The organism is Pseudomonas viridiflava (genome assembly GCF_003702045.1).
Lineage (GTDB): Bacteria > Pseudomonadota > Gammaproteobacteria > Pseudomonadales > Pseudomonadaceae > Aquipseudomonas > Aquipseudomonas viridiflava_C.
In genome coordinates this window covers 41,479-57,674 of sequence record NZ_RBTP01000054.1, presented here as the reverse complement: position 1 = coordinate 57,674, position 16,196 = coordinate 41,479, and the positions used below count along the sequence as shown (strand labels likewise).

The following is a 16,196-nucleotide window of genomic DNA, read 5'->3' as shown; positions in this document are numbered from 1 at the left end:
ACGGCGTCTCTATAGGGTACGGGCGCCCTCCTCTCGCGATAGCGCGACCAGGCTGTCCACGCGCGCCGCCTGAAAGGCCACGGCGGTTCCCTGTTCAAACACCCGGCGCGCCAGTCCGGTCAACACGGCACCGGGCGGCAATTCGATCTGCAGGCGCACGCCTCGCTCATAGGCGGTTTCCACGGTGCTGCGCCAATCCACGACCCGACACATGTTGAACGCCAGATCGTCACGCAGCTTTTCAGCGTCCATCACCGGCCGAGCGGAGCTGCCGCTGAGGTAGCGCAGGTTCGGCCTCCTGATGTCGACCTTGGCGAATGCTTCGGCCAGTGTCTGCGCCGGCTTTTCAAGCAGCGAGCAATGCGACGGCACGCTGACGGCCAACCGCTTGATGGCGGCCGCGCCTGCGCTTTTCGCCAACCGACCCACCTGATGCATGGCCTCGGCGCTGCCCGCGATGACGAGCTGATTGTCGGCATTGATATTGGCGAGAAAGACCGGTGTGTCAGCCGTATGAACCTGAGCGATCATCGTCTCGACGTACGTCTGATCCAGGCCGATGACTGCCGTCATGCCGTAGCCTTCGGGGTAGGCGCTCTGCATCAGTTCACCGCGCAACGCCACCAGACGCACCGCATCGTCGAACGCCAGCGAACCGGCGATGACGGCAGCCGGGTAGGCACCGATGGACAACCCGGCCACGTAATCAGGTTTGCATTCACGCGCCTGCAACAACCGGGCACTGGCCACGCCCGCGATCAGCAGGCACAGTTGAACGGCGCGGGTCGATTGCAGCGCCTGAGCGGTGTCCAGCGCCATGACGTCTTCACTCAGCGCAGCCGAAGCCTGGCTCAGGCACTCGGCAACGGCTGGATCGTCCGGCAATTGATGCAGCATGCCTGCCTGCTGAGCGCCCTGGCCGGGGAACACCCAAAAGCTGCTCATGCGCACACCTCGGCCAACAGCCAGGGATCGGCAACCAGTCGAGCGCCGCCAGCGCCCTTGAGCAGGACCCGCCCCGATGGCCCTGCCCACTCACGCAACGCCACGGCGCCCTGATCGAGCTGCAACTGAACATCGATCCGGCAGACGGATGTTTCCAGCGCTTCCACCAGCTCGGCAGCCCAGCATCGCGCGACAGGCTGCGGCGTGCGCAGGATCAAATCCAGATCGCTGTCCTGATGCAGCGCTGCAAAGCCGCTGGCCAATTCAAACCCGGCACTGCCACCCACGCCCCAGTTCAGCTCCAGCGAATCCATGACCGGACGAACCAGACGCAAGGCCATCAGTGCAGGCCAGTCGTGCAGGCAGCCATCGACCAGATTCACCAGTTGCTCGGGGCTGACCCGGCACACGATATCCGTTCTGGACATGATCGCCGCGTAACGCTGTTCCCGGGCACGGCCACGCAAGCCGACTGCGACATGACCCGCCGCAACCTGCTGACGGCGCACCACCACCGGCTGACCGGCCAGCACCGTTTCGACGGCCCAGTCGGGCGCGTTTTCCGACAAGGCGGACAGCGGCATGCCCCACAACAAATCGTGGGGCAGCACGGCCGGCGACCGGTTACTCACCACTGCGCACGCAGCAGTTGACGCACGTAGGCCGATGCCGCTCGGTTGCTGGCGCCCAAACGGCTGCTCAGATCAGTGCCAACGGCTTTCACGTCCTTGATCGCGCTGTTCAGCACGTCTTGCACCTGAGCAAGATCGTCCTCGCCCGGCTGTTCAATCTGGCTGACCGACAGGGTTTCCCACAGCAGCCCGAGGCTGGCGTAGTTCTCGATGTCATAGGCCATCGGCGGGATCGTCGACGCGAGCTTTTCCAGCTCTTCGACACTGCGCAGGGTGACGCGGGCCGCCGACGCCTTGCCCATCGCATGCACCATCACGCCCGGATCACGCAGGGCGATCAGTCTATTGGCCTGATAACCGTGAGCCAGGAATGCACCCGACATCGCCTTGCCGACCAGCAGCCCGATAACGGGATGACCTGCCAGACGAGCCCGCGCATAACTGTCCACTGCCCCCGCCAACGCCTGATGAATGCCGAGCGCTTCTTCGCGACGGCCGTAGGCCTGGCTCGGCACATCGACGATGGCGATCAACACACGCTTGTCAGGCCGCTCACGGTCCAGCTCGATAGCCTCATCCACCGCCTTGGCCAGGCCCCAGCCTTCCAGCAAGCCCACTTCGCCCTGGCGCGCCCGAGGAAAGCGGTTGTCCGGATCGGCCACCACCGCGAGAAAGCGCACGGATTGTTCGCCCAGCCTGCCGTCGGCTACTTTAAGCGAGGCAGGCAGACCGCCGACCGGCGTGGCGCCTGCGCTCAGTGCGTTGAACCAGTTCAAACCCCGTTGTTGAACGCTCATGAGCGGACTCCTTGCAAGAGGGTGCGGACGGTCTGCGGATCGATCTGCGACGCAGTGTCCAGATTCGCCAACCGCTCCAGAAACAACGCATGTTGGCCGCTGCGATGTTTGGCAGGCACGCCCTGCTTGAGCCAGGCGCCAACCTGTTGCTTGATAGCCGCCACGTCATCGGCAGCAAAACCGTCCACCAGACCACTGGCGAAACGCTGCTCGCCACCGGTCAGGCTCCAGATGAACGGCCGGTCGCGGGAGTCGTACTCTTCGATCCCGGCTTCCTGCTCGATCACCTGCGGACCGTTCAGACCAAGGCGTGCTTCCTGAGTCACCAACAGATAGCTGCACAGCCCTGCCGCGATGGACATGCCGCCAAAGCAACCGACGCTGCCTGCCACCACACCAATCACGGGCTGGTACTGACGCAGATCGACGATCGCGGCATGAATCTCGGCAATCGCGGCCAGCCCCAGGTTAGCTTCCTGCAAACGCACGCCGCCGGTTTCCAGCAGCACGATGGCGGCGGTCGGGATGCCGTTGCGGTTGTCTTCGGCGGCCAGCTCCAGTGCGCCAGCCATTTTCGCGCCGCCCACTTCGCCCATACTGCCGCCCTGGAACGAGCCTTCGATGGCCGCGATCACCACCGGCAAGCCGTCAACGGTGCCTTTGGCGACCACGACACCATCATCGGCCTGTGGCACCACGCCCTGACGGGCCAGCCACGGCGACATGACACGGTCGAAAGGATCGATCAGCTCGCGAAAAGTGCCCGCATCCAGCAAGGCACGGGCACGCTGACGGGCGCCAAGCTCGATGAAACTGTGTTGATTCAACAAGCGAGCGGTATCAGTCATGGCCGACCTCCTCGAAACCTTGCTCCAGGCGCAGCCGCACCACACCGGGTGTCGCGCCGAAGTCGTGAATGTCGATGCTCAACGCAGGCGGGTTCTGACCGTCGAACATGCGTTCGAACAAGTGCTTCCAGCGCAGCGATGCACCGTTGACCGAGGTCACCACTTCAATCGTCAGCTTGCCCGGCTGACCGGGCTCCAGCAGCACTTCCAGATCGCCCGAGCCGACGCAGCCCACCAGAGCACGCCCCTTAGGCGGCTGTCCGGCGGGGAATTCAAAAGACAGGGTTTCCATATCAGGCACTCCTCGGTGCAGGACTCGACGCATGGCCGAGCGCAGGCTCAAGACCATCGATAAACAGGCAGGCCGCCAGCAGGTCGGCAGCGCCGCCGGGCGAGGCGTTGAGGGCCAGCAGTTGCTGATCAAGCTCATGCAGCTCACGACGTCCGGCCAAACTGGCGCTGCCACCGGCGTCCAGCACGCGCTGAGCGCCCTGTTGCATGGCCTGCAAACCTTCAGGCCCGGCGCGATGCAGCACGCAGGTGTCAGCCAGCGTGGTCATGATGGCCAGTAGCGCGTCCAGGCGCGCATTCTGCTCGCCACTGCCCGCCGTACGGCTGCGTCGCAATTGCGGCAGCGCGGCATGCATCACCGCAGGAAAACCCTGTTGCGCCTGTTCGCGAGCCCCCATCACACCGTAGCGACGGGCAACCACGCTGCCGTGGCTGTTGCGGTTAATGGCCACCTGCCGATCCTCGATCAGCGCCAGACGGCCAGCTCGCTGGCAAACCGCAGCGGGCGTGCAATCGGTGACGTCCAGCGCCGCCGCCGTCACCAGCAACCCCAATGCCCAGATCGCGCCGCGATGGGTGTTCACGCCGCCGGTGGTGCGCAGCATTGCGGCTTCACCTTCGCGGCCCAGCCGACCTAGCTCTTCACGCAGCGGTTGTTCGAGAGCTTCAAATTGCGCAGCGGCCTCGGCCATCAGCTTGAACGTCGGCCATAGCGACAGCGCAGACGCGTGCATCAACCCCAGGTGCAGGTCGGTGTGTGCGCCGTTACCACGACGGTCTACCAATGCGGGCTTGGGCGACAGGTTGGCTTCGTCCATCAGCGCATCGACGGCCAGATCAGCCAGATGCTCGGCCAGCGAAACGGGTTGCGGTGTCCGTTGAAGTGCGCTCATCACCAGCTCCTGAATTTGGCAGGCGGGTTGTAGAGGCCGCCAGACCACTCGACCAGATCGGCGATGCTTTTCGCCGCCAGCAACTCGCGGCTGGCGTCCGTGCGACGAATGCCGAGGTCTTCGGGCAAGGCGATCAGGCCTTCGCGGCGCATACGGGCGGTGTCTTTGGGGTTGTGGCGCAAGCCGATGGCTGTCACGCCTGCCACGGCAGCGATCATCGCCTGACGCTCTTCCAGACTGCGCGCCTTGTAGAGATAGGCGATGCCTTCTTCAGTCAGCAGGTGGGTCACGTCATCGCCGTAGATCATGATCGGTGCCAGCGCCATGCCGCTCTTACGGGCCACTTCCACAGCGTCGAGGGTTTCGACGAAAGTCGGTTTGCCGCCTTCCTGAAAGGTTTCGACCATCTGCACTACAAGCTTCTTGCCGCGTTCCAGATAGGCGGCCGGGCCGTCATCGGTCTGCTGGCGCATGTCGAGCCAGGCCGGGGTTGCGTGGCGGCGTCCACGCGGGTCATGGCCCATGTTCGGCGCACCGCCGAAACCGGCCAGGCGGCCTCGGGTCACGGTCGAGGAATGCCCGTCGCCATCCACCTGCAACGTCGCGCCGATGAACAAGTCCACCGCGTACTGTCCGGCCAGTTGGCACAGTTGCCGGTTTGAGCGCAGCGAGCCGTCGCGCCCGGTGAAGAACACGTCCGGGCGCGCAGCGATGTAGTTTTCCATGCCCAGTTCGGTGCCGAAGCAATGCACGCTTTCGACCCAGCCGCTTTCAATGGCCGGGATCAGGGTCGGGTGCGGGTTGAGCGTCCAGTTGCGGCAGATCTTGCCTTTGAGGCCCAGTGACTCGCCGTATGTCGGCAGGATCAGCTCGATGGCAGCGGTGTTGAAGCCGATGCCGTGGTTCAGCGACTGGACATTGTGTTTCTCGTAAATGCCCCGGATAGCCATCATCGCCATCAACACATGCACCGGCTTGATATGGCGCGGATCGCGAGTGAACAGGGGTTCGATGTAGAACGGCTTGTCGGCGACGACCACGAAATCGACCCACGACGCCGGAATGTCCACACGCGGAAGGTCACTGACATCGTCAACCAGTTGGTTGACCTGCACGATGACGATGCCATCACTGAAGGCCGCCGGTTCAATCAGCGCGGGGGTGTCTTCGGTGCTCGGACCGGTGTAGATATTGCCCGCCTTGTCGGCCATAAAGCCGGCCGCCAGCACCACGTTGGGGATCAGATCGACCACCAGTCGTGAATACAGCTCGATGTAGGTATGAATCGCGCCGATTTCCAGCAGGCCGTCTTCCAGCAACTGGCTGATGCGCAGGCTTTGCGTGCCGGCGAAAGAGAAATCCAGTTTGCGAGCGATGCCCTGCTCGAACAGGTCCAAGTGCTCCGAACGCCCAACGCTGGGCATGATCATGTGCAGGTCGTGGACCTTGGCAGGGTCGACCTTCGCCAGCGCACGAGACAGAAAGTCGGCCTGCTTCTGGTTATTGCCCTCAAGCACCACGCGATCACCGGACACCAGCAAGGCCTCTAGCGCCGCGACGATCTTGTCGGTTGGCAGCACAACGCCATCAGCCAAGGCCCGCACCTGCTCGAGCCGCCGCTGCTTCTCGGTGCGGCGACGCGTCCAGCGCGCGTCGGGGGAAGTTGTTGTTGTCATGATCGCTCCACGAATTCGCTGTCGTGGGTCACCTTAGGAGTGATCGAGGCAACGCATCAATCAAGCAGACCGCATGATCATTACGCCTGGAGTAACGTTCGCGTTAATAATCCTGTCCCTACATTTCCCAACGCATGGATGACTTTCTTGTAGGAACGGTCTTTAACCGCTTTTCAGCCCCCCAACGGATGATTTTTGCACCTAGCATCTGGGCTCCCCACAATCCAAAGGAGTCAGCACATGCCATTTTTAGTCAGGGAAGGTGATCCGACCACGAGCGACGGCGTTGTATTGAATACATCGTCGAGCGTGTACATCGACATGGTACGCGTGGCTCGCATGGGCGATCCCGTCTGGTGCCCGGCATGCGACAGTGTGGGTTTCATCGCCCAGGGGAACCCAACCTACATCGATGAGCTGGTGGCCGTTGCCACCCACGGACACGCAGTTGAATGCGGTTGTGCGCCCGGCAGCAACCGATTGATCGCCTCGCAGAAAAAATTCCAGGCCGACATGGACGCCGCCATCAATCTCCCTGACGAGTTGGGCATGAAGGCTCGCCTGCGTGCCGAGGGCCTGACGCACTCACTTCAGAGCGGCACTTATCAGTTGCCTGAAATCCAGCCGAGTGCGTGACAACAGGCGCATCACGTTCAGGCGTTGGTTTCCAGCAAATGATGCAAGTCCACGAACTGCTGAGTCAGTTTGTGGCGTGGATCAAGGTGAACCAACGGCAGGTTAGCCTGGTGTGATTCACGCATTTTCACCGAAGCGTTGAGGTAGACAGGCAGTACCGGCAGACCCTCGGCAATGAGTTCGTCCAGTATCTGTTGAGGCAGACTGGCACGCGGCTGGAACTGATTGACGATAATCCCTTCTACCTGCAGCGCTTCGTTGTGATCCTCTTTCAGCTCGTCAATCTCCCGCAACAGCCCGTAGAGCGCCTGCCGGGAGAAGCTGTCGCAGTCAAACGGGATCAATACGCGATCGGAGGCGATCAGCGCAGAAACCGCATAGAAATTGAGCGCAGGCGGTGTATCCAGGTAGATACGCTCATAGTCCTCGCTCAGCTCATCGAGCAATTTGCGAAGCTTGTTGATCTTGTGCTTGGCCTCAAGCTTTGGCTGCAGGTCGGCAAGCTCTGCCGTGGCGGTCACCACATGCAGATTGTCGAAAGGTGTTTCGTAGATGTCGACATGATTCTTCTTGCCGAAGGGTGCCGAGGACAGCGTCTGCTTGAAGAACTCTGCGATCCCCATCGGGATGTCATTGCCGGTGAGACCGGTGAGGTACTGGGTAGAGTTCGCCTGAGCATCAAGGTCGATCAACAGGGTCCGATAGCCTTCGTTAGCGCTGACAGCAGCCAGATTGCAGGCAATGCTCGATTTGCCGACACCACCCTTCTGATTGAATACGACGCGACGCATGCTTTGAATTCCTTGAAAGATTGGAAATGACAGGACTGACCGATAAGGCCTTGCAAGCGGTCGAGTCTAGGCGATGCACATGACAACGGCGAGCTTACCGCAAAAACGGCCTCTATCTGCCAGACCCGAGCCTACCTTGCGAAAACAGGCCTGGCCCGCCGCTACCCTTTGGTTGCCAGCTCAAAAAACGCCTTGGCCATCGCCGACTGCTCATCCTTTCGCGTCACCAGCCAGACAGGGCTGGTAGCACCCGCATCCAGCAGGTTGCGGTAAACAACCCCATCGATACGCATTCTGCGATACGGCGCAGGCAGTACCGTTACGCCGAGCCCTGCGGCGACCAGGCCAATAATGGTCATCGGCTCCCCTGCTTCCTGGGTGATGAGCGGGTTGAACCCTGCCGCACGGGCCAGACTCAAGACTTGACCGTAGATACCACTGCCGTAAGTGCGGGGAAAGAACACGAATGGCTCGGCCGCCAACGCCGCCATCTGAATGCCTTCCTCACTCCCTGCTGCCAAGGGATGATCGGCACGCATGATCGCCACCAGCGGCTCGTTCAAGAGTTCGAACACCACCAGTGAGTCGGGTAATTCCAGCGGCCGCATGATGCCGACCTGGATGCTTTTGTCCTCAAGACCTTGCGCCACCTGCTGACTGGTCATTTCCGCCAGGTCCAGATGCACATTCGGGTAAGCCTGGCGAAAGGCGAAAATCGCCTCCGGGATGTTCGATGTCAGCGGTGCAGACGACGTAAAGCCGATTTTCAGCTCACCCAACTCACCCCGTTGCGCACGCCGTGCCACGTCTGCGGCCTTGTCGACTTGTGCCAGTACAAGACGCGCCTCTTCAAGAAACAAACGCCCCGAATCACTCAGTTCGACACGCCGGTTTGTGCGGTCGAACAGACGCGTGCCCAGTTCCTGCTCAAGCGCCTGAATCTGCTGGCTCAAAGGGGGTTGAGAAATACCCAGAGCCATAGCCGCTCGACCGAAATGCAGTTCTTCTGCGACAGCAATGAAGTAACGCAGGTGGCGCAGTTCCATAAAAGCCCTATCAAGTCGTTTTACCTATCAAACGAGTCGAACAATATATTGGATTGAATCATTAGCCAGCTATATGATTTTTTCACTGCCTGCCTGACCGTGCTCCGAGGTTTACCGTGAACCCTGCCGTCGCTCCCTCTTCCCTTCATCCAGACACCTCACCCGCCGGGGCATCCGTCCCGCTGGGTGACACTTACATCGAGAAAAATACACCGCTGTTCAAACGCACGGCGCTGGCGCTGTTCGCTGGCGGCTTTTCAACGTTTACATTGCTGTATTGCGTGCAACCGATGATGCCGATGCTCTCTCAGGAGTTCTCGATCACGGCGGCCCAGAGCAGCCTGATCCTGTCGGTGGCCACGGCAATGCTCGCCATCGGCCTACTGATCACCGGCCCGATTTCTGACCGGCTGGGGCGAAAATCGGTAATGGTCATGGCGTTGTTCTGCGCCTCGCTATTCACCATCGCCAGCGCATTGATGCCAAGTTGGGAAGGCGTACTGGTCACACGGGCACTGGTCGGCCTGTCGTTGAGCGGCCTTGCTGCCGTGGCCATGACCTACCTCAGCGAAGAGATCCACCCCACCCACCTGGGGTTGGCGATGGGGCTTTATATCGGGGGTAGCGCGGTCGGGGGCATGAGCGGTCGGCTGATCGTCGGTGTCATGATCGATTACGTCAGTTGGCACGCGGCGATGCTGGCAGTCGGGGGCCTCGCTTTGATCGCGGCAGCGGTGTTCTGGCGAATCCTGCCGCAATCGCGCAACTTCCGCGCTCGCTCCTTGCACCCACGCAGCTTGCTGGACGGTTTCGTGGTGCAGTTTCGCGATAAGGGCCTGCCGCTGCTGTTTCTGACCGGGTTCCTGCTGATGGGCGCGTTTGTCACCCTGTTCAATTACATCGCCTATCGGTTGTTGAGCGAACCGTACAACTTGAGCCAGGCAGTGGTCGGCGTCTTTTCGGTGGTCTACCTCTCGGGCATTTACAGCTCGGCAAAGGTTGGCGCACTGGCGGATCGTCTGGGACGTCGCCGCGTGTTGTGGGCGGTCATCGTTCTGATGTTATTGGGCCTGAGCCTGACCCTGTTCACCGCGCTGCCTGTCGTTGTGGCGGGCGTATTGATGTTCACCTTCGGCTTCTTCGGCGCTCATTCGGTAGCCAGCAGTTGGGTAGGCCGCAGGGCAACCGTCGCCCGGGGCCAGGCGACATCGCTGTACCTGTTCTGCTACTACGCAGGCTCAAGCGTGGCGGGAACCGGGGGTGGCGTTTTCTGGCATTACGCAGGCTGGAACGGCATCGGGCTGTTCATTGCCGTATTGCTGGTAATGGCGCTGGGTGTGGCGTGGCGGCTGGCCAGGCTGCAACCGCTGGCGGGAAGAGGCTGACTGACGATGGCCGCGCCCACTCAAGTGGGCACGGTCAAAGGGCGATTACTCAGTTCTGGTGATACTGCGCCGACAACTCATGTACCGCTTCAATAAACGCACCCGCGTTGGCCGGATCGACTTCCGGGGTGATGCCGTGCCCCAGGTTGAACACGTGGCCCGTGCCGCTACCGTAGCTGGCGAGGATGCGGGCGACTTCCTGGCGAATGGCTTCTGGACGTGCGTAGAGTACGGTCGGGTCCATGTTGCCTTGCAATGAAACCTTGCTGCCGACACGGCGACGCGCTTCGCCGATGTCGCACGTCCAGTCCAGGCCCAGTGTGTCCGCTCCGGCATCGGCAATGCTTTCCAGCCACAGCCCGCCGCCTTTGGTGAACAGAATCACCGGAACCTTGCGCCCATCGTGCTCACGGATCAGACCGTTGACGATTTTACGCATGTAAGCCAGAGAGAATTCCTGATAAGCCGCCGACGACAGGCTTCCGCCCCAGCTGTCGAAAATCTGTACCGCTTGCGCGCCCGCCAGGATCTGGCCATTGAGGTAGCTGGTCACCGACTGTGCCAGCTTGTCCAGCAACAGGTGCATGGCCTGCGGGTTGTCGTAAAGCATCGCCTTGGATTTGCGGAAATCCTTCGACGAGCCGCCCTCGACCATGTAGGTCGCAAGTGTCCAAGGGCTGCCGGCGAAGCCGATCAGCGGAACACGGCCATTGAGTTCGCGGCGGATGGTGCTGACAGCATCCATCACATAGCCCAGATCCTTTTGCGCATCAGGGATCGGTAACGCCTCAATGTCGGCCAGGGTGCTGACGGTTTTCTTGAAGCGCGGACCTTCGCCGGTTTCAAAGTACAGGCCCAAGCCCATTGCATCGGGAATGGTGAGAATGTCGGAGAACAGAATCGCAGCGTCCAGCGGGTAGCGATCCAATGGCTGCAGCGTGACTTCACAGGCGAACTGCGGGTTCTTGCACAGGCTCATAAAATCACCGGCACTGGCGCGGCTGGCGCGGTATTCCGGCAAGTAGCGGCCTGCCTGACGCATCATCCAGACAGGGGTCACGTCCACGGGCTGCTTGAGCAAGGCGCGCAGGAAACGGTCGTTCTTCAGGGCAGTCATGTGGGCATCCGCTATAAAAGTGCGGGCATTTTCTCAGAGCGCGACGCAAAAGGCACGGCAAGAGCCGTGCCTTTTATCTATCGTCTCGATTTGTAGCGGTAATGCAGCGTTACACACGTGCTGCCATCGCCTTGCCAGAAGCGCTGTTTAGGTGAGGCATAGGCCCGTCAGTGCGGGTCCATCACACCATAGGCTTTCATGACGCCGTTTTTGGGTGGCTCGAACATCAGGCGCCATGCACCGCGCCCCGTACTGCGCCCGACCCCGGGAAGATCCAGCGAGTAAAGTCCATGCTTGGAGGGATGAAGGTTGCCCTTTCCTTCCACCCTATAGCGCTCAACGGCTTTTTTTACGGCAACCGTCAGATCGCCCTCAATGTTTTTCTGGGCTTTCCTGAAAGCGCTGCCTTCAAAAAAGTTGTCGAGATCCAACTGAAACAGCTTTTTTGCGCCGCCAGCGCTTGAGCCGCCTTTATCGCCGGAACCGTCGGAAGGCTTGGCTTTGGATGTTTTTTTCCCGCCACGCAAGCCTACCGGGGCATAAGTCCAACTACCCTGCTCATTGAGGCGGATCGGCATCTGGTAATAAGCGTCAGGCCGCCTTGCGTCAATCACCCTCCATGTTGAAAAACTACTGTCATACCGCACCGCGTAGGCTTTGCCTGCCTGGACGGTGTAGTAGCGGGCTGCCGCGCCTTCCTGAATTTTTTCGTACACACCTTTGTAAATACCGTCGCCGCGCAACGTCAGCCCTGCGGGTGTTTTCAACAAGGCTTGGCTGGGATCAAGAACAGGAAAACCGGAAGACGTGGCGCTGGCAGGTTTCACACGTCGACCCTTAGGCAGCGTCAACCCGTCGGCCAGCAACAGCGCTGCCTGAACGAAATACAGCGAAGCATTTGTGTCATTGTCGGCGGCCTTCTCGATGCCTTGCCATATCGCATGAAAACTGCGGATTGCAGCGATGGGCAGCCTTACCTTGAACGGAGCGAATGTGAGCGCGAACTCACCTACGGTGCGGGTGATTTCCCACACACTTTCCCAGTTGCTCTCCCAAGTGCTGGTGGTTTGTTCATCGACAGCCTCAACGACCCATTCCACTTCGGCGTCATAGACCGCTTCCAGAAAATTGCCGACGCAAGGCACCAGATCCATGTATAGGCTGTGTCTGGCAGCCGTCAATGCATGCCGAATATCCGACCGGGAGGACAGCGCAGCCCTGCTCACCAGGTAATCGAGTAATACTGGCTCATGCAGAACCTGACGCAGCAGATCATCAGGATTGCTCAGCTCGCGAAAGCACTTGCCGTCGGGGGCCTGTGGCGTAAAAAGTACGAGCGACGCCACGCTTGCGCGCGACGCTGTCCCGATCACCAGTATTCCTCTCAAGGCAGCGCCATTGATTTGGAGCCGATGCACTTCAACAGGATGCCCTTCCACACGTTCACGACGGTGATCATTTAACGGATTGTTCAGAACGGCCGTGACCCATTTGTAACTTCTGTGCGCCCGTTCCGAGGGCAATCCGCCGCCGTTCACAAAATCACCGGCCATCCGCGCTTCGATCGCATCCAGCCGCATCTGGGCCTGCATGACACGCGCATAGCGCTCCCGGTGCCATTGCCCCGACGGCGAGGTCGACAAGTTGAAACGGAGAAACCTTGGATAGTCTTCGCCGATATCCAAGTCACGAACCAGCCTGAACAGATACCCGGCATTGAGAAAACCGATCAGTCGGTCATCGCTGTCGAATGCCCGACTGGTCAGCAGAAAATTGATGTTGGTGACCGTAATGTTTTCCAGGCACAAATCCGTAAGACTTCGGCGCTGTGCGGTGTAATGCGTTTCTACTTCCGAAGGGCCGACGTACACATAATCGGTGTCAAAAAACCCGCCTGCATTCATCTCACTGTGGATGGTTTCAACCACGATCTCATCAGCGTTCACCGCAATGCCGTGATCAAGCGCAATGCGCTCTTCAAGCTTTTCGCGGGCATATTTACGAAGCTGTTCGCGTGAGCCATACAACTGCGGATCAAGGAGGTCAGGCGCCTGCGCCTCAAGCAGTGCCTGGCTGTAATCCTGCACTGCGGTCTTCCAACTGAGCCGGTCGTGCGTTGAGGCGTCCTTGAACCATTCCGGTAAGAAACCGCTGTCGATCTCGGTCGGTTTCTGCGGGTCGAACCAGCCCCCATTTTCCTCAATGGCGCGTAAGGTCAGGGTGTGACGAAACCCTTCCACGTCATGCTCGAACTGCATACCCATGAGCGAGCGCTCATGGGGCTGTAACAGCGAACTGATCGCCATATAGAAACTGTCGGTGCCCTTTTTGAACTCAGTAATCTCCCCGCTGACAGGGTGCAGGGCACGGTAATTACCAGCGTCATCATGCAGCAACACGACACGTGAATCGTCAGGCCCGGTTGGTACATGCTTGTCCATGCCAGCTTCGAGGATCACCAGTTCGCGCCCCAGCCTGTTGGCCAGCATCTGACGGGCACACTCACGCGCCAGCAGATCGGCATGAGGATTGTAGATTCGGGTACGTAACACGCCATCGATAGCAACACTGCAACTCCACTCGCCCAGCGAAATACTCATGGCTTCGACGAAAGGATCCGGCAGAAGGCCGCTTTCCAAAAAGACAGCTTCCTCCTCTGTCGACACGGGTAGACGCTCCAGCAGTTCCTCAAGGCGTCCAAGCGGCACTTCAGGGCTTAGTACATGCAACATGCTCAAGAGCGGGGTGAGTTGCGCTTGCGAGCGCGACCAAAATGGCAGGAAGGGATTGGGCAGACTGGCGGGAGACTGATCTTTGGTGGCGTAGCAATCTGCCAACAAGGCATCGAACAGCAAGGGGCGCTGCGTCAGCGCGAGTCCGGCGACCTGCTCACGCAGGGTCACGATCCGCCCCGCCATGCTGGCGCTGCCTGGAAAATCGCCGCCCGTCGCAAGGGTCGAACCGGCAGGGAGCTGGCTGAGCACCAGTTGCAGCAGTGACTCCTCGTCGGACACGGAAACGTTTCCCGGGGCGACATAGCTGTCATCGCCGCTCTGAGCCAACAGAATTGTGTGCCGGACCACGCGCCCATCTCGGCCCTTGAGGTAAATGGCGAGCGGCTCGCCATCTTCGTCCACCACATTGATGGATAAGTCCGCAGGCCAGTCCGGCAACTGGACCAGCAAGGCGAATAACGCGTTATCGCCGCCATCAGGGATGTAGTCCCTTTCCTTGAAGCGGGTAACGAACTGTTCCGTGATCCGGTCTGCCCGCTCACGGGCTCGGTGTTCACGTACTGCGACGGTGCTGGGTGAAAACCACTTCGTTCCCAAAGACTGCTGATCATAGGACACGGCGAGCTTGCCCAGAGGTGCTGCTTTCAACATGGCTATTTCCTTATAGCGACATGGGTGACAGAAGATCGATCCTGAGGATGAACTCCCGGTGAAAGCGCAGGATCCTAGCGTCTTAAGCGAACAGGAAAAGGGCGCCGAAACAGCACGCAAAAAATTCTTTGGACACGCGGGTGCCTGCGCACATCATGTCCACATGGAAAAAAGGGGGTTTCAGGTCTGCAGCCGCCGCCCCGGACGGGACGGCGTCAATCGGAAAGTGTGTCGCCAAGCCAAGTCGCAGTTATGTCAAAACGTGATGACTCGGCACGTCGTACTCAAACGCCCAGGTAATCCAGAATCCCTTCAGCCGCGTTACGGCCTTCGAAGATGGCTGTAACCACCAGGTCGGACCCGCGAACCATATCGCCACCGGCGAAGATTTTAGGGTTGCTGGTCTGGTGCTTGTACTGCGACTGCTCAGGCGCAATCACACGACCCTGGCTGTCGGTGTTGATGGTGAACGGCTCGAACCATGCCGCCGGGCTTGGACGGAAACCGAAAGCGATGACCACGGCGTCGGCCGGGATGATTTCTTCGGAACCCGGAATCGGCTCGGGGCTGCGACGGCCACGGGCATCAGGCTCGCCGAGACGGGTCTCGACCACTTTAACGCCTTCAACCTTGTCTTCGCCGACGATGGCGATGGGCTGGCGGTTGTAGAGGAACTTCACGCCTTCTTCCTTGGCGTTCTTCACTTCCTTGCGCGAACCCGGCATGTTTTCTTCATCGCGACGATAGGCACAGGTCACCGACTTGGCGCCCTGACGGATCGAGGTGCGGTTGCAGTCCATCGCCGTGTCGCCGCCGCCCAGCACCACCACCCGCTTGCCTTTCATGTCGACGAAATCTTCAGGCGACTTTTCGAAGCCCAGATTGCGATTGACGTTGGCGATCAGGAAGTCGAGCGCATCGTGTACGCCCGGCAGGTCTTCACCGGCAAAACCGCCCTTCATATAGGTGTAGGTGCCCATGCCCATGAACACCGCGTCGTACTCTTCGAGCAACTGATCGATGGTGACGTCCTTGCCCACCTCAGTATTGAGGCGGAATTCGATGCCCATGCCGGTAAACACTTCACGACGATGGCTCAGTACGGTCTTCTCAAGCTTGAACTCGGGAATGCCGAAGGTCAGCAAACCGCCGATTTCAGGGTTCTTGTCAAACACGACCGGCGTCACGCCGCCACGCACCAGCACATCAGCGCAACCCAGGCCCGCAGGTCCTGCGCCGATGATTGCCACGCGCTTGCCGGTCGGCACGACCTTGGACATGTCGGGACGCCAGCCCATCGCGAATGCGGTGTCGGTGATGTACTTCTCGACCGAACCGATGGTCACCGCACCGAAACCGTCGTTCAGGGTGCAGGCACCCTCGCACAGACGATCCTGGGGGCACACGCGGCCGCAGACTTCCGGCAGGGTGTTGGTCTGGTGAGACAGCTCGGCCGCCGCCAGAATATTGCCCTCGGCGACCAGCTTGAGCCAGTTGGGAATGAAGTTGTGCACCGGGCACTTCCATTCGCAATAGGGGTTACCGCATCCCAGGCAGCGGTGCGCCTGATCGGCGGACTGCTGGGGCTTGAACGGTTCGTAGATCTCCACGAACTCTTTCTTGCGCTGGCGCAGCAGCTTTTTCTTCGGGTCTTTACGCCCGACATCGATGAACTGAAAGTCGTTACTTAGACGCTCGGCCATTTTCTAGAACCTCTACACGACAGCTTCAGGGAGTAGCCCTGAAGCTGCAG

The 16,196-nt window shown here is 60.2% G+C and carries 14 protein-coding genes; 2 read left to right on the top strand and 12 right to left on the bottom strand.

The features are described from left to right. Positions 1 to 9 precede the first annotated feature (9 nt). Genes mdcH through mdcA form a run of 7 tightly spaced genes read right to left on the bottom strand, consistent with a single transcriptional unit; the run spans position 10 to position 6,082 of the window. Entirely contained in the window at positions 10 to 945 is a 936-nt protein-coding gene (mdcH, locus tag ALP40_RS16870; protein ID WP_122209365.1) for a malonate decarboxylase subunit epsilon, read from the bottom strand. After that, positions 942 to 1,580: a malonate decarboxylase holo-ACP synthase gene (locus tag ALP40_RS16865; RefSeq protein WP_122209364.1), complete on the bottom strand. Its 639-nt coding sequence runs from the start codon at positions 1,578 to 1,580 to the stop codon at positions 942 to 944. Before ALP40_RS16865 ends, mdcH begins: the two co-directional genes overlap by 4 nt. Next, the gene (gene mdcE, locus ALP40_RS16860; RefSeq protein ID WP_122209363.1) at positions 1,574 to 2,374 is read right to left on the bottom strand and encodes a biotin-independent malonate decarboxylase subunit gamma; all 801 of its coding nucleotides are present in this window, start codon (positions 2,372 to 2,374) and stop codon (positions 1,574 to 1,576) included. Before mdcE ends, ALP40_RS16865 begins: the two co-directional genes overlap by 7 nt. Beyond that, entirely contained in the window at positions 2,371 to 3,222 is an 852-nt protein-coding gene (locus ALP40_RS16855) for a biotin-independent malonate decarboxylase subunit beta (RefSeq protein WP_122209362.1), read from the bottom strand. Before ALP40_RS16855 ends, mdcE begins: the two co-directional genes overlap by 4 nt. Beyond that, complete coding sequence (locus ALP40_RS16850; protein ID WP_122209361.1) at positions 3,215 to 3,514, bottom strand: malonate decarboxylase subunit delta; 300 nt, start codon at positions 3,512 to 3,514, stop codon at positions 3,215 to 3,217. Before ALP40_RS16850 ends, ALP40_RS16855 begins: the two co-directional genes overlap by 8 nt. Position 3,515: 1 nt before the next feature. Next, entirely contained in the window at positions 3,516 to 4,406 is an 891-nt protein-coding gene (locus ALP40_RS16845; RefSeq protein WP_122209360.1) for a triphosphoribosyl-dephospho-CoA synthase, read from the bottom strand. Next, positions 4,406 to 6,082, bottom strand: a complete 1,677-nt coding sequence (mdcA, locus tag ALP40_RS16840; protein WP_122209359.1) for a malonate decarboxylase subunit alpha — start codon at positions 6,080 to 6,082, stop codon at positions 4,406 to 4,408. The genes ALP40_RS16845 and mdcA overlap by 1 nt, the downstream gene beginning before the upstream one ends. A gap of 240 nt (positions 6,083 to 6,322) precedes the next feature. On the opposite strand from mdcA, the gene ALP40_RS16835 reads away from it, so the two are divergent. After that, a complete protein-coding gene (locus ALP40_RS16835) occupies positions 6,323 to 6,718 on the top strand; it encodes a PAAR domain-containing protein (RefSeq protein WP_122209358.1) in 396 nt (131 codons plus the stop codon). 17 nt (positions 6,719 to 6,735) lie between these two features. Here ALP40_RS16835 and ALP40_RS16830 read toward each other — a convergent pair whose 3' ends face one another. Together ALP40_RS16830 and ALP40_RS16825 are read right to left on the bottom strand one after the other, a co-directional pair. Next, positions 6,736 to 7,509: a ParA family protein gene (locus tag ALP40_RS16830; protein ID WP_122209357.1), complete on the bottom strand. Its 774-nt coding sequence runs from the start codon at positions 7,507 to 7,509 to the stop codon at positions 6,736 to 6,738. Positions 7,510 to 7,670: 161 nt separating this feature from the next. After that, a complete protein-coding gene (locus ALP40_RS16825; RefSeq protein ID WP_122209356.1) occupies positions 7,671 to 8,555 on the bottom strand; it encodes a LysR family transcriptional regulator in 885 nt (294 codons plus the stop codon). 116 nt (positions 8,556 to 8,671) lie between these two features. Here ALP40_RS16825 and ALP40_RS16820 point away from each other — a divergent pair, with 116 nt between their 5' ends. Next, positions 8,672 to 9,940, top strand: coding sequence for an MFS transporter (locus tag ALP40_RS16820; RefSeq protein WP_122209355.1), 1,269 nt, complete (start codon positions 8,672 to 8,674; stop codon positions 9,938 to 9,940). Between the two features lie 49 nt (positions 9,941 to 9,989). Here the strand turns inward: ALP40_RS16820 and hemE are convergent, their stop codons facing one another. From hemE to ALP40_RS16805, 3 genes are all read right to left on the bottom strand, one after another. After that, positions 9,990 to 11,057: a uroporphyrinogen decarboxylase gene (hemE, locus tag ALP40_RS16815; RefSeq protein ID WP_122209354.1), complete on the bottom strand. Its 1,068-nt coding sequence runs from the start codon at positions 11,055 to 11,057 to the stop codon at positions 9,990 to 9,992. Positions 11,058 to 11,224: 167 nt separating this feature from the next. Beyond that, positions 11,225 to 14,443, bottom strand: a complete 3,219-nt coding sequence (locus ALP40_RS16810; RefSeq protein WP_122209353.1) for a dermonecrotic toxin domain-containing protein — start codon at positions 14,441 to 14,443, stop codon at positions 11,225 to 11,227. A gap of 284 nt (positions 14,444 to 14,727) precedes the next feature. Continuing rightward, positions 14,728 to 16,146, bottom strand: coding sequence for an FAD-dependent oxidoreductase (locus tag ALP40_RS16805; RefSeq protein WP_024689070.1), 1,419 nt, complete (start codon positions 16,144 to 16,146; stop codon positions 14,728 to 14,730). Between the last annotated feature and the right edge of the window lie 50 nt (positions 16,147 to 16,196).